General features: G+C 32.7%; 13 protein-coding genes and 2 pseudogenes. 7 read left to right on the top strand and 8 right to left on the bottom strand.

What is annotated here, in order from left to right; all coding sequences use genetic code 11:
* The first annotated feature begins 45 nt into the window (after positions 1 to 45).
* Positions 46 to 1320, top strand: coding sequence for an NAD(P)/FAD-dependent oxidoreductase (locus tag OU788_RS04490; protein WP_274634050.1), 1275 nt, complete (start codon positions 46 to 48; stop codon positions 1318 to 1320).
* A 5-nt stretch (positions 1321 to 1325) separates the two neighbouring features.
* Positions 1326 to 2072 (top strand): DJ-1/PfpI family protein, encoded by a 747-nt coding sequence (locus OU788_RS04485; protein WP_274634049.1) that lies wholly within the window; start codon positions 1326 to 1328, stop codon positions 2070 to 2072.
* 15 nt (positions 2073 to 2087) lie between these two features.
* Here OU788_RS04485 and OU788_RS04480 read toward each other — a convergent pair whose 3' ends face one another.
* The 4 genes from OU788_RS04480 to OU788_RS04465 form a co-directional block, all read right to left on the bottom strand.
* On the bottom strand, positions 2088 to 2807 hold the full coding sequence (locus OU788_RS04480; RefSeq protein WP_274634048.1) for a tRNA1(Val) (adenine(37)-N6)-methyltransferase: 720 nt from the start codon (positions 2805 to 2807) through the stop codon (positions 2088 to 2090).
* A 179-nt stretch (positions 2808 to 2986) separates the two neighbouring features.
* Positions 2987 to 3643: a tRNA (5-methylaminomethyl-2-thiouridine)(34)-methyltransferase MnmD gene (mnmD, locus tag OU788_RS04475; RefSeq protein WP_274634080.1), complete on the bottom strand. Its 657-nt coding sequence runs from the start codon at positions 3641 to 3643 to the stop codon at positions 2987 to 2989.
* 7 nt (positions 3644 to 3650) lie between these two features.
* Positions 3651 to 4070, bottom strand: a complete 420-nt coding sequence (locus tag OU788_RS04470; RefSeq protein WP_274634047.1) for a hypothetical protein — start codon at positions 4068 to 4070, stop codon at positions 3651 to 3653.
* Positions 4070 to 4582: a DUF4920 domain-containing protein gene (locus OU788_RS04465; RefSeq protein WP_274634046.1), complete on the bottom strand. Its 513-nt coding sequence runs from the start codon at positions 4580 to 4582 to the stop codon at positions 4070 to 4072. Before OU788_RS04465 ends, OU788_RS04470 begins: the two co-directional genes overlap by 1 nt.
* Before the next feature lie 119 nt (positions 4583 to 4701).
* On the opposite strand from OU788_RS04465, the gene OU788_RS04460 reads away from it, so the two are divergent.
* Both OU788_RS04460 and OU788_RS04455 read left to right on the top strand, forming a co-directional pair.
* Positions 4702 to 5751, top strand: a complete 1050-nt coding sequence (locus OU788_RS04460) for a branched-chain amino acid aminotransferase (RefSeq protein ID WP_274634045.1) — start codon at positions 4702 to 4704, stop codon at positions 5749 to 5751.
* Between the two features lie 66 nt (positions 5752 to 5817).
* Positions 5818 to 6834, top strand: a complete 1017-nt coding sequence (locus OU788_RS04455; RefSeq protein WP_274634044.1) for a TlpA family protein disulfide reductase — start codon at positions 5818 to 5820, stop codon at positions 6832 to 6834.
* A gap of 45 nt (positions 6835 to 6879) precedes the next feature.
* Here the strand turns inward: OU788_RS04455 and OU788_RS04450 are convergent, their stop codons facing one another.
* Positions 6880 to 7266 (bottom strand): nucleoside triphosphate pyrophosphohydrolase family protein, encoded by a 387-nt coding sequence (locus OU788_RS04450; RefSeq protein ID WP_274634043.1) that lies wholly within the window; start codon positions 7264 to 7266, stop codon positions 6880 to 6882.
* A 129-nt stretch (positions 7267 to 7395) separates the two neighbouring features.
* On the opposite strand from OU788_RS04450, the gene OU788_RS04445 reads away from it, so the two are divergent.
* Positions 7396 to 7608: a hypothetical protein gene (locus OU788_RS04445; protein ID WP_231517319.1), complete on the top strand. Its 213-nt coding sequence runs from the start codon at positions 7396 to 7398 to the stop codon at positions 7606 to 7608.
* Between the two features lie 80 nt (positions 7609 to 7688).
* Here OU788_RS04445 and OU788_RS04440 read toward each other — a convergent pair whose 3' ends face one another.
* Both OU788_RS04440 and OU788_RS04435 read right to left on the bottom strand, forming a co-directional pair.
* Positions 7689 to 9722, bottom strand: a complete 2034-nt coding sequence (locus OU788_RS04440) for a dipeptidyl-peptidase 3 family protein (RefSeq protein WP_274634042.1) — start codon at positions 9720 to 9722, stop codon at positions 7689 to 7691.
* Positions 9723 to 9770: 48 nt separating this feature from the next.
* Entirely contained in the window at positions 9771 to 10331 is a 561-nt protein-coding gene (locus OU788_RS04435) for a DNA-3-methyladenine glycosylase I (protein ID WP_274634041.1), read from the bottom strand.
* Positions 10332 to 10432: 101 nt separating this feature from the next.
* Between OU788_RS04435 and OU788_RS04430 the strand changes: the two genes are divergently transcribed.
* A complete protein-coding gene (locus OU788_RS04430; RefSeq protein WP_274634040.1) occupies positions 10433 to 10864 on the top strand; it encodes a DUF6146 family protein in 432 nt (143 codons plus the stop codon).
* Positions 10865 to 10927: 63 nt separating this feature from the next.
* Positions 10928 to 12692: pseudogene (sppA, locus tag OU788_RS04425) on the top strand (signal peptide peptidase SppA).
* Between the two features lie 56 nt (positions 12693 to 12748).
* On the opposite strand, the pseudogene OU788_RS04420 reads toward sppA, so the two are convergent.
* A pseudogene (locus OU788_RS04420) lies at positions 12749 to 13222 on the bottom strand (hypothetical protein); the annotation flags it as partial.

The raw sequence follows: 13222 nt of genomic DNA, 5'->3' as shown, positions 1-13222 counted from the left end.
TTAACTACCTTTGTGCTCATATTAATTTAAGGGCATAATACTATTATGAAAAATATGAAAAAACTTGTTGTTGTTGGCGGCGGGTTTGCTGGATTAGAACTTATAAAAGGATTGGGAAATTTAGATGATTACCAAATTATTTTAGTAGACAGTAATAACTACAATTTCTTCCCTCCTTTAATCTACCAAGTATCAACGGGTTTTATGGAACCTTCTGCAATTAGTTACCCATTCAGAAAAATTTTAAGAAAATTTAAAAACGCTCGTTTTCGACTAGGTGCTCTTGAAAGAGTGGTTCCTGAAGAAAACAAGATAGTGGTAAGTAATGGAGAAATAGAATATGATATCTTGGTAATGGCAACAGGTACAGAAAGTAATTTTTTTGGAAACAAAAACATTGAAAAGTACAGTTTACCTATGAAAACGATTAGCGACGCTCTGTCTCTTAGAAATGTTATTTTAACTCGATTTGACCGTGCTACGAGAATTCAAGATCCAGAAGAAAGAAAAAAGTGTTTAACTTTTGTTATTGCTGGTGCTGGACCTACTGGAGTTGAACTTTCAGGAATTTTATCAGAAATTAAAACTTCAATCATCATAAAAGATTACCCTGAATTAGACGAAAATGATTTTGGTGATATACATCTTATCGATGGTCAAAGTTCTGTATTAGCTCCTATGTCTAAAAAAGCACAAGAATACACTTCTGAAAAGCTAAGTGAACTAGGTGTAACTCTGACTATGAATACAATGGTTAACGACTTTGATGGTGAAACCGTGTATTTATCAAACGGAGAAAAAATAGAAACCAAAAACCTTATTTGGGCAGCTGGGGTATCAGCTAAAACATTCGATGGTTTTTCAAAAGAAAGTTTTGGCCCTGGCAGAAGGCTAAAAACAAATCAGTTTAACTTAGTAGATTCATACGATAATATTTATGCGTTAGGAGACTGCGCCTTGATTTCTGGCGATAAAAACTATCCTAACGGACACCCGCAATTAGCGCAACCAGCTTTACAGCAAGCTAAAAACCTAGCAAACAACCTTAAAAGAAAAGACAGTAATTGGAAACCTTTTCAATACAACGACAAAGGCTCGTTAGCTATTATTGGACGAAACAAAGCGGTACTTGATTTCCCTGGTCAAAAACAATCTTTAAAAGGTTTTGTGGCTTGGTTAATTTGGATTTTTGTACATATTATGGGGCTTGTAAACTTTAAAAACAAAGCAAGAACACTTTACAACTGGCTTGGTTATTACATTTACAAAGACCAATATTTTAGAATGATTATCAAGCCTACTCCAAGAGATAATAATTAAAAAAGATGAAAAAAATTAGTCTTATAATAGTGTTGGTTTTTGCAATTATAGCCATAGGCTGTGATTCAGAAAAATCAAAAAGTAATAACAACTCCGAAGACATCGTATCTCCGTCTGACACGCTAACTAAACATCTAAAACCCTTCAATCCTGATTTACCAACAATCGGACTTTTAATGTTTAACGGTGTTTTACAAGGTGAAGTTATAGCAACATCCGACGTTTTTGGAAAACCAAACAAAGATGGTAAACAACTTTTTAAAGTAGTAGCTATTGCTGAAAAAGCTAAACCAATTACTACTGAAGAAGGAATGCATTTTGTTCCTGACTTTACTTTTGATAATTGCCCAAAACTAACGGCTTTATTTGTACCTAGTGCTTACGATATGTATGCGCAAGTACACAATAACAAAGTGGTAGATTTTATAAAAACTAAAAATCAAGAAACTCAATACACGGTTAGTAATTGTGCTGGAGCCAATTTAATTGGCAAATCGGGCATTGCTGATGGTCATAAAATCGTAACGTGGATTGGTGGTGGTGAACAACTACAAAAAGATTACCCAAATTTAAAAGTCCAAAACGACAGCTTGGTAACTTATATTAAAGATGGAAAGTTTTTATCTTCCAACGGAAATTTAGCCAGTTATATTTCTGCTTTAGAACTTCTCGAAATTATGACAAGTGCTGAACACAGACAATTTGTTGAAAGCTACTTATATCTGGATAGGCTTAAAAACTGGGAAAATTAACACTTACTTTAAAGCTTACATCTTTAAATAAAAATCTTTCGTCAAATTAATATAGGCATCAGTATACTGGTGCCTTTTCATTTCTATTATCAACTCTTCTTCTTGGATTCGAGTTTCTACAAAAGATAATTCTAATAAACTTCGTTTAATTTCTGTATCAGGTGTTCCTTTTACGCGACAAACTCTGTTTAGATGTAAATTATATTTGCTTGCTAATTCAATAAACTTTTCTTCTTCCTTAAAAGGAATAATTGTTGAGAATTTTCCGTTTTGAGATAAGATTTTACTTACACCTTCAAGCAATTCTTCAAAAGATAACGAGGAAGTAAATCGTGCTTTGTTCCGTGCTTCGTCTTCCGATTCAAAAGCATCCGTATAAAATGGCGGATTTGACACTATTACATCGTATTGCTCTTCCTCTTCTGCCATTTCTTCTGCAAATTCTACAAAAGAAGCATTGTAACAAAAAAGACGATCTCCCCAATCTGATTGCTCGAAATTTTCAACAGTTTGCTCATAAGCATTTTCATCAATCTCTACCGCATCAATAGTCATCGCGTCACTACGTTGTGCCAACATCAAAGAAATAACTCCTGTACCAGAGCCTACATCTAACAACATATCAGGAAACTCTCCTAAATCACACCACGCTCCTAACAATACCGCATCGGTACCGATTTTCATTGCTGTTTTATCTTGATGCACCGTAAACTCCTTAAACTGAAATGGCTTCATCTATAAAAATCTGCTTAGAATATTTTCTGCATTGAAAAATAAGTACAATACAATAATTAATAGGATTACTAGAAACAACCCTCTTTTAGGATTTCCTTTTTTTCTATTACCAAAACGTCTTTTAAACTCCATTCTCCTCTATTTATTTAATGTGATTCCTAGCTAAATCCGGAATAACCTTATACTATTTTTGTTGCCCGAAGCATTTCCATTTTTCCAGGAGGACCAGGTAAGCGTTCTACTTTAAAACCTACTGCTTGCATCGCTCGTCTTACACTTCCTTTTGCTGAATAGGTTACCAATACTCCTTCCGCTTTTAATGCTGCAAACATAATTCGAAAAATATCTTCCGTCCATAACTCAGGTTGTACCCTTGCTCCGAAGGCATCAAAATAAATCAAATCAAATTGATTTTCATCTGTAATTTCAGAAAAAAATTGTTTGCGTTTTGTTAGCGAAAAATTATTAGTGATGTTATGCTTCTCTTCCCAAGAAACTTCATGTATTTTATTAAACAACCCTTGTTCTTCTTCAGCCTCTAATTCTGTTACGTAATTTAGTTTTTCAACCTCTTCTTTGGCAACAGGGTATGCCTCTACTCCAACATAATCAATCTTACTTTTCGCTTCCAACAACGTAATAAAACAATTAAGGCCTGTACCAAAACCGATTTCTAAAATTGAAATATTCTCGTGATCAACATATCTTAAACCATTTCTGATAAACACATGATACGCTTCTAGTATTGCTCCATGTTTAGAATGATATTGCTCATCCCATTCAGGTAAGTGAATGGTTGTTGAACCATCGGACGTTATGATTATTTCTCTTTTGATTCCTAAATTATTTAATTAATAATTTTTTAATTCTAGGTATCGGCCCTCTACAAGTGGTTTCATGACAAGCAATACAACTATTTATTGCTTGATTGAAGTTTTGCTTTAACGAATCTTGTGAACCACTATACACCTGTTGCATGTTTTGTATATACAATTTTGAAAAAGCCTCAAAACTGGTATTTCTATCAGTAGGATCAGTTAAAACTGCATCGTGAATATTAAGGTAGACATCAGGAAAGTTACCAATAGCCTCTCCTTCCAAAATTTTATTCTTAATTGTCATATTACCTTCATACATGGCATTCATTAACGCTGCCATTTCTGAAGATTGATACATAATTAATTCCTCTTTGGGTTGTTTTACTTCCTTTTTGCAAGAAAAAAGAAGTAAAACAATACATAATAAACCAAAAACGTTCTTCATTACTTTTTCATTAACACGCCATCTGCTTCAAAAGCATAGGTGTATTTTGGTTCAGTAATTTGAGCGATTTCTTCTTCTGATTTTCCAGCATCTTTTGCATAGTGTTGTAATTCATCTACTGAAATTTCAGTTACATACGCTTTTCCATTTACCACTACTTCTTTTGCATCTGCATTTAACGGCATAAAAAATCCGTAGTCTTTAAAACGTACCATAGATTCTTGCTCTTCTCCTAAATCTAACTTCATCCAACAACCTTTTTTCTTACATACTTCATTTATTGTTGAAGTAAATTTTACATTTAAAGTATCTCCTGCCTTTAAGTTTTTGAACTTTGCTCGCATTTCATCTGCTGAAATTGCTTCAGCATCTGTAATCTTTTCTCCAAAAGATGCATATTCTATTTTTTGCACTTCAGTATCATTTGTAGTAGATTTTTCTCCTTTCTTTTCAACCTTACAAGAGCTAAGCGCAATGCTTAAAACCGCAGCAAAAACCAATAGTCGTTTCATTTTCAAAATTTTAAAATTAACATATCAACAAATATACTTATAATTTCTTCAATCAATACCCGCCTAAAACATACCGCTAGATTTTGTATCTTCGTGGCACTTCTAAAAACAACAACACAATGAATATTGATATTGAGCTTATACAAGAATCAAAAATAGATACAGTAGATTTTAACAATTTGGCGTTTGGTCGTATTTTTTCTGACCATATGTTAGTTTGTGATTTTAAAAATGGTGAGTGGAAAACACCTCAAATTATGCCTTACGGACCTATGACTTTTGAACCTTCGGCGAGAGTTTTTCATTACGGACAAGCTGTTTTTGAAGGAATGAAAGCTTATAAAGATGATAATGACGACGTTTTCTTATTTCGTCCTGATGAAAACTTTCATAGAATTAACAAGTCTGGAGAACGTTTAGCAATGCCTCCTGTGCCTGAGAATGTTTTTATGGAAGGTCTAAAAAAGTTATTAGAGATTGACGATGCTTGGATTAAAAAAGGATTTGGAAACTCGTTATACATCCGTCCTTTTATCATTGCTTCTGAAGGAGCTATTTCTGCTTCTCCTGCTGAAGAATATAAATTCATCATCATCTGTTCTCCTGCACAATCGTACTATGCTGGAGAAGTTCGCGTTCTTTTTGCTGAAAAATATAGTCGCTCAGCCGATGGTGGTGTCGGATTTGCAAAAGCAGCAGGTAACTACGCCGCACAGTTTTATCCAACTAGTTTAGCCCATAAAGAAGGATATCAGCAAATTGTTTGGACAGATGCTAATACACACGAGTATCTTGAAGAAGCAGGCACTATGAACGTTTTCTTTAGAATTGGTGATAAACTTGTTACCGCACCAACAAGTGATCGTATTTTAGATGGGGTTACCCGTAAATCAATCATTCAACTTGCTCAAGACAATAATATTGAAGTAGAAGTACGAAGAGTATCAGTTTCTGAGGTAAAAGAAGCTGCAAGAAAAGGAGAATTGAAAGAAATTTTTGGTTCTGGTACTGCTGCGGTAATCAACCCTATTAAAGGATTTAAACATCAAGATGAAACTTTTGAATTACCTGACATGGAAGATTCATACGCTGCTTTTTTCAAAGAGAAACTACTAGGAATTCAATATAACAAACTGGAAGACAAGCATAACTGGAGAGTGAAAATTTAGTTTTTTTATTAAAAAAAGTTATATTAGTGGATAATATTCAATTTTGAATATAAAAATCTAAATAAAATGAGAAATATAGTACCAGCATTATTATCTATAGGAATTGGTTTTGCTATTTCTTTTTTTGGTTTACAAAGTTACTCGAACTCTCTATCGGGTAAACCTGTTTTCGCTATAAACGAAACCGTAGACACCCAAGAAGAAACACAACTTCCTGAAGAGGAAGAAACAACTGACACTGAAGATACGCAACAAGAAATTAGCGTGGATATTAATGAGGAAACCCCTTCTATTGAAGAAACTATCCCCGAAGAGGATACTCATGAAAACAAAGAAGAAGATGATGAAGAGAGAGAAGGAGAAGCTGTAGAAGTTGAAACAAATACTTCAACTTCTTACGACTCTAACAACATTCAAAAGAGTTTTGATAATTGGGAAGCCTATACAAAAGACAATATTGATTTAATGTCTACCTATACTCCTTTAGATGAAAAAGGAGCTGCTGTTGAAAAAGGGATGTTCCTAACATTATTACGTACTGGTGCTTTCATTCCTGTTAAACACGAAAATGAAGGAAAAACACAGTATCAACTTACGAACATCAACGATACTTCTGACGAAAAAATAAAGAAATCTATTGTTAGTAAAGCTGCTATAGCCTATCAATATTTTAAAATGGAAGGAAAAAAACTTCCAGATTATAATTTTGTTGATTTAACGGGAAAAGCACATAACAAAGCTGACACAAAAGGAAAGTTATTAGTTATTAAATGTTGGTTTATTACTTGTAAAGTGTGTGTAGAAGAATTCCCAGAATTAAATGAGTTAGTAGACAAATACAAAGATGAAAAAATTGAATTTGTTAGTTTAGCTTTTGATAAAAAAGACGAATTAGTTGAGTTTTTAGAAACTAAAGAGTTTAAATACCCTACTATTCCTGAGCAAAAGGATTACATGGCTAAAAAACTAAAAGTTAAGCAATACCCTACACATTTAATTGTAGACTCTAACGGTGTTATCATTAAAATGGTTAACAATGTTAAAACCTTAACATCAGAATTAGAACGAATTATGGGTAAATAACATAGGGAACAAAATTAAAAAAAGCTCCTCAAAAGAGGAGCTTTTTTATTTATCTAAAATTTCTTTAATCTTTGGTTTGAAGTAATTTGGTCCTTTAAGCACCTTGCCATCTTCACGATAAATTGGCTTTCCATCTTCTCCTAACTTACTCATATTACTTCGTTGAATCTCATTAAACACTTCTTCAATTTTGTGTTGCATTCCGTGTTCGATAATAGTTCCGCATAAAATATACAGCATGTCTCCTAAGGCATCAGCAACCTCAACCAAATCGTTATTCTGCGCTGCTTCTAGGTATTCTTCATTCTCTTCTTTCATTAAATTGTAACGAAGTAGGTTTCGTTCCTCGCTAATGTTTGCCGTTGGTTCGTTGTTAATTCCTAATCCGAAAGCGGTATGAAATTCGTGTACTGCTGCTATTCTTTTCTTCATTGTAATTAATCTGTTTTTATATTAGTTTATGGTGCTTTTTCTTACACCTGAACTAGCAGCAAAAATAATTGCTGTTTTAGTTTTTTTCATTCTAAAATCATTCTTTAACTTTGCTAAAAATACAATTTTATGTTTATACTTATTGCTGCTAAAATGTTTACTACAGGCAGAATCATTTTTGCTAGTTTATTTGTAATAGCTTTTATCGTTTTGATGTATTTCAGCTACAAAAAAGATGCTAAAAACAACAAAAAGCACTACCAGAACGGAGCTTTGTACGTGGCTATAGGAATAGCAGTAGTAATTGCACTATTGTTTTTATCTAAACTATTAACAAAATAACACAACCTTTTAAGGCTCCATTATAAAATAAAAAACCGATTCTTTTCAGAATCGGTTTTTATTATTTAGCTTTTAACTTCTTAATTTTTTGTCGGTAAGAAATTATAGTTTTTAGTGTAAAAATTCATTTGCTCTTCAAATGTTTCTGGTTGCGTGATATTAATATCGGTAATATTTCCTTCAGCATCCATTACTGGTTCTAATACTGGATTTACAAATCCGTTATAAGGAGCTGATGTAAATTGTGCGTTACGATCTAAAACTTCTTTATGAATTTCTTGATCTACTTTTACTCCATAGCCTTCTACTAATGCTTTTGCCGCTTCAAAATCTCCTTCGGATTTAATTCTTTGCGTTTCTTTTAATAAACGTCCGAAAATTTCGCGAAGCTTATCATAATCATTGATGTTATAATATGTCTTACCGTCTCTAGTAACTTTTTCAATTACATTATCTTTCGCTCCTTGTTCAAAAGCCCAAGCTGATACCCATTGGCGATTTACCATGTGATCTTCTTCAATATCATCTCCTAAATTGATTCTGATTAACTGCGTCATTAATCCGTTTCTAATGTACCCATCGTAGGCAGCTTTACCCATTTCTTGCCAATTATCAACCAATCCTAATTCTTGTAATTTAGGATCCATTAAATAGTACAATCCTACTAAATCCGCTCTACCTTCTTCCATAGTAGAAGCATAATTCTTTAACGTCTCTTTTGGTTGACCAACTCCGTCATTAATTACACCTGAAGCATGTCCGATTACCTCATGTAATGCTGTGTGTAATTTATCAGCTAACTTACCATACTTAATTTCTAAGTCGATTTCTTCTTGATCGTTAGCAAACTCTTTTAAACGCCCTGTTCCTCCAGCATTATTATACGAACCAATAATATTTCCTAACGATACCGATTTAGAACCGTGTTGTTGACGAATCCAGTTGTTGTTTGGTAAATTCACCCCGATAGGTGTACTTGGAGAAGCATCTCCTGCCTCACCTGCAACGTTTACAGTTTTGTAAGAAACCCCAACTACGTTTTCTTTTTTATGTGCTGGATCTAACGGAGCATTATCCTCAAACCATTGTGCATTGTCTGATAATACCTTCATCTTTTTAGACATATCAAAGTCTTTGATTTGTACGATGTTTTCGTACGAACCTCTGTACCCTTTAGGATCGTTATACACTTCAATAAAACCATTAATCCAATCAATATTTCCTTCGGTAGATTCAACCCAAGCAATAGCATACTCATCCCAAGTATGTAAATCTCCTGTTTTATAGTATTCGATTAACAACTCTAAGGTTTTTGCTTGTTTTTCGTTTTCTGCTACTTCTTTAGCTTTTTCTAACCAATAAATAATTTTATCGATTGCTTGACCGTACATTCCACCAGACTTCCATACTTTTTCAACTAGTTTTCCGTCTTCACGAACTAATTTCGAGTTTAATCCTGCTTCAATTGGTTGATCTTTTGGCCCTTTATCCGCTTTAGCATAAAAATCTTCTACATCTTTACTTGTGATATCTGGTCCGTAGAAATTTACTGCAGATGCCAATACGTGATCAACTCCTGCTTTTTTGTTTACTTTTTTAGCATCTTTATCGTTAAAAATAACCTCAAAAGCTTCTACAGATAACTCAGTGTTAGTTTCTTTTAATAACGATTCAAAATATTCTTTAGAAAATTCAGGTTTTAACTTATCGTTAGAATAGTGGTGGTGAATTCCGTTTGAAAACCATACACGTTTTAAGTACGTTGTAAATGCTTTAAACTCTTCACTCTCTTTATCACCTTTAAAGTTATTGTTGATATTTTCTAAAGCTGCTCTAATTTCAAGATTATGACGATAGTTTTGATCCCACATAATATCACGACCAGACAAACCAGCTTGCGTTAAATAATACACTAACTTTTTTTCTTTTAGTGTTAACTCATCAAAACCAGGAATCTGATAACGTAACACTTTTATATCAGCAAATTGCTCAACAACATATTCAAACTCTTTTGCTTTTTTTTCAGCTACTTTAGGCTCTTTTTTGGCTTCTGTTCCGCATGAAGTTAATACTCCAGCTGCAACAACTGCACAAAGCATTTGTTTTAGTTTCATTTATAATAATATTTAGTTTATTTTTTTGGAAGGATAAAATTACGAAATTTAAACTTCATGGTATCGGAAACAGTCTGTTGTATGGTCGTTTACCATCCCCGTAGCCTGCATATGAGCATAAATTACTGTGGATCCTACAAATTTAAATCCACGCTTTTTTAAATCTTTTGAAATTGCATCAGAAAGCGCTGTTGTTGCCGGTACTTCTTCTCTTTTTTCAAATGAATTTTTTATGGGCTCTCCATCAACAAAACTCCAAATATATTTAGAAAATGTTCCAAACTCTTCTTGCACTTTCATAAATAATTGAGCGTTGGTAATTGTAGCTTTTATCTTTAACTTATTTCTAATAATTCCTTCATTTTGTAACAGCTCTTCATACTTTTCTTCACCATATTTTGCAATTTTCTGATAATTAAAATCGTCTAACGCTTTTCTAAAATTTTCTCTTTTTTTAAGAATAGTTATCCAACTCAATCCTGCTTGAAAGGTTTCTAAAATTAAAAACTCAAACAATTTATCATCATCATAAACAGGAACTCCCCATTCTGTATCGTGGTATTCTATATACAAAGGGTCATTTCCTACCCAAAAACATCTTTGCTTCATGATCTTTTATTTACTGCTGAAAATTACTGTTAAACAAGTTAAAAATCAATGAATTTCGGAATATTTTTTGCAATTTTATAGTTAACAAACTCATATTGATTATGAAAACACTACAACATATTTTAGCTCTCTGTATTATAGGAATTATGCTGTGGGCTTGTGGCTCTTCTCCTTTAAAGAACACTTCAAATACTAATGAAGAACCTGTTGTTATTGCCAATGACAGTTTAGAATATGAAATTATTATCATAGACCCTGGTTTTACTACTTATTTAAACAGTATAGCCAAACCAGATGGTTATTATTCGCAAACGTATTTAGAAAATAAAAATCGTTTGTATGTTATTACATGGAATTACCGAGCACAAAATCCATTGCAATTCAATTCTAATATTTATGAAAATGTGATTGATTACAGTCCGCATATTGATTATGGCTATGAAGTAAACTACAAATTATTCAATTATTTTGAGTTTGCTCAACGTAAATACAAGATGAGTTTAGGAGCTGGATCAACTCGATTTAATAGGTGATTTTTACTCAAAAAAGCATCTTTGTAAAAACTGTATATTTGCTCAAAAAATCAACCCAATAACATGAAATTTTTAAGAAATCTATTAGCCTCGGTTCTTGGCTTTTTTATTGCCCTTTTTTTACTATTTGTTTTCTTTTTTGCTATCGCTACTATTGTTGGTGGTTCTGAAGAAGAGATTCTTGTTAAAGAAAATTCAGTTTTAGAGTTAGACTTATCTAACCCTATTAAGGATTATTCTCCTGATTCAAACGATCCTTTTGAAAAAATATTAGCTAAATACAGTAATAAAAAGAAGAAAAGTAGCTTAAATACAATCATTAATGCTATTGAAAATGCTAAGACAGATGATAAAATTAAAGGAATTAGTATAAAAACAACCTTTGTAAATGCTGGTATTGCACAAACGCAAGCCATTAGAAATAAATTAGAAGAGTTTAAAGAGAGTGGTAAATTCATATATGCATACAACGACATTTATACTCAAAAAAATTATTACTTAAGCTCTGTTGCCGATAGTTTATTCTTAAACCCAGTTGGGGCTATCGATTTTAGAGGTTTATCAACTGAAATTTTATACTTCAAAGATTTCGAAGATAAATACGGTATTAAAATGGAAGTAGTTCGTCACGGTAAATATAAAAGTGCGGTTGAACCATTTTTAGAAAATAAAATGAGTGATGCAAATCGCGAGCAAACTACCTCTTTCTTAAAATCAATTTGGTCAGAAATCACTGAAGATATTAGTAATAGCAGAAACATTTCAATTGAAGAATTAAATAACATTGCTGATAATTCTAACGGAAGAAATGCTGAAATAGCTTTAAAAAACAAACTTATTGATGCTTCTATCTATGAAGATGAATACCAAGAAAAACTAGCAGGAGGTTCTGATGAAAAAGTGAATACTATTTCTATCGAAGATTACATCAACTCAGGAAAAGGAAGAATTTCTTCTACTGCTAAAGATAAAATTGCTGTGATTTATGCACAAGGTGATATTGTGTATGGAGAAGGAAACGAGCATTATATCGGACAAGGAATTATTAATAAAGCGATTAAAAAAGCTAGAAAAGATGATAATGTAAAAGCTATCGTTCTTCGCGTAAATTCTCCTGGTGGTAGTGCTTTAGCTTCTGAATTAATTTGGCGTGAGCTAGAATTAACTAAGAAAGAAAAACCTAAAACCTCTAGTCGTTTCTATGGGTAACTTAGCTGCTTCAGGTGGTTATTATATTGCTTGTAATGCTGATAAAATTATCGCTGAACCAACAACCATTACAGGATCAATTGGTGTTTTTGGTGCGATTCCAAATTTTAGTCAGTTTGCCGACAATATTGGCATCAATGCGGAACAAGTATCTACTAACAATAGTGCTTCTTACAGTGTTTTTGAGCCGATGAATCAGAAGTTCTATGATGTTACCAAAGAAGGAGTTGAGCAAATCTACACTACTTTTGTTAATCGTGTTTCTACAGGACGTAATATGACTTTTGAGCAAGTAAACGAAATTGCACAAGGTAGAGTTTGGACAGGTAAAGAAGCTATTGAAAAAGGTTTAGTTGATCAATTAGGAGGGTTAGAAGACGCTATTAAAGTAGCTGCTGAATTAGCTGAAGTTGAAAACTATAGAGTTCGTAACTATCCTCACTACAAAACTGATTTAAAGGATGCTTTACAAATGAATCCTTTTATGAAAGCTTCTAAAGAAGAAATCTTAAAAGAAACAATGGGTGATGAAAACTATCAGCTATACAACAACATTCATAAAATGAAAAACCTAGAAGGAATTCAAGCCAGAATCCCTTTTATATTTCAAATAAAATAATCATAAAAAAACCTCGACAATGTCGAGGTTTTTTTTTATAAAATCATAGTGTAAACCTACTCATCATAACTATAGTTTACTTCAGCTTTAACTGACTCATCTTCTCCAACTACTAAACCTGAACCTTTTACTGGATAACCATCTTCATCATAAGTATAATCAATAGTTAATGTTCCTTTGATATTGTCATCAGCATCTTTGTAAATCACTTTTGTTAAGTTGTTTACAGGAAATAAAGCCCTTGCCTTAACTATTTCTGCCGCTTGTGGGTTTACACCAAAGTTTATATCAACTCCATCTAAAATATCAATAATTCCTGCTGCTTCTAAAGTTGAAAAATACATGTTTGGATTTTCGTCATAAAACATTTCTGCAATATAATTTTCAATACTATAAGTATCTGTTTCCCAATCGTAAACTTCTTGTCTAAATAAAACCTTACTTGGATTTTTATTTGAATCGTACTCTAATACTTCTCCTGTTTCATAAGCTTCGTAACGAGACTCATATAATTTCTCAATAGATAAGCT

The sequence above is a fragment of the Tenacibaculum sp. L6 genome, assembly GCF_028823685.1.
Lineage (GTDB): Bacteria > Bacteroidota > Bacteroidia > Flavobacteriales > Flavobacteriaceae > Polaribacter.
Note: the sequence above shows the minus strand (reverse complement) of the source record. Positions and strands in the feature narration are given on the sequence as shown.

Excerpts from the sequence above, each read along its gene's own strand:
- OU788_RS04490 (WP_274634050.1), top strand. The coding sequence starts at position 46 with ATGAAAAATATGAAAAAACTTGTTGTTGTTGGCGGCGGGTTTGCTGGA.
- OU788_RS04485 (WP_274634049.1), top strand. The coding sequence starts at position 1,326 with ATGAAAAAAATTAGTCTTATAATAGTGTTGGTTTTTGCAATTATAGCC.
- OU788_RS04480 (WP_274634048.1), bottom strand. The coding sequence starts at position 2,807 with ATGAAGCCATTTCAGTTTAAGGAGTTTACGGTGCATCAAGATAAAACA.
- OU788_RS04470 (WP_274634047.1), bottom strand. The coding sequence starts at position 4,070 with ATGAAGAACGTTTTTGGTTTATTATGTATTGTTTTACTTCTTTTTTCT.
- OU788_RS04465 (WP_274634046.1), bottom strand. The coding sequence starts at position 4,582 with ATGAAACGACTATTGGTTTTTGCTGCGGTTTTAAGCATTGCGCTTAGC.
- OU788_RS04460 (WP_274634045.1), top strand. The coding sequence starts at position 4,702 with ATGAATATTGATATTGAGCTTATACAAGAATCAAAAATAGATACAGTA.
- OU788_RS04455 (WP_274634044.1), top strand. The coding sequence starts at position 5,818 with ATGAGAAATATAGTACCAGCATTATTATCTATAGGAATTGGTTTTGCT.
- OU788_RS04450 (WP_274634043.1), bottom strand. The coding sequence starts at position 7,266 with ATGAAGAAAAGAATAGCAGCAGTACACGAATTTCATACCGCTTTCGGA.
- OU788_RS04445 (WP_231517319.1), top strand. The coding sequence starts at position 7,396 with ATGTTTATACTTATTGCTGCTAAAATGTTTACTACAGGCAGAATCATT.
- OU788_RS04440 (WP_274634042.1), bottom strand. The coding sequence starts at position 9,722 with ATGAAACTAAAACAAATGCTTTGTGCAGTTGTTGCAGCTGGAGTATTA.
- OU788_RS04435 (WP_274634041.1), bottom strand. The coding sequence starts at position 10,331 with ATGAAGCAAAGATGTTTTTGGGTAGGAAATGACCCTTTGTATATAGAA.
- OU788_RS04430 (WP_274634040.1), top strand. The coding sequence starts at position 10,433 with ATGAAAACACTACAACATATTTTAGCTCTCTGTATTATAGGAATTATG.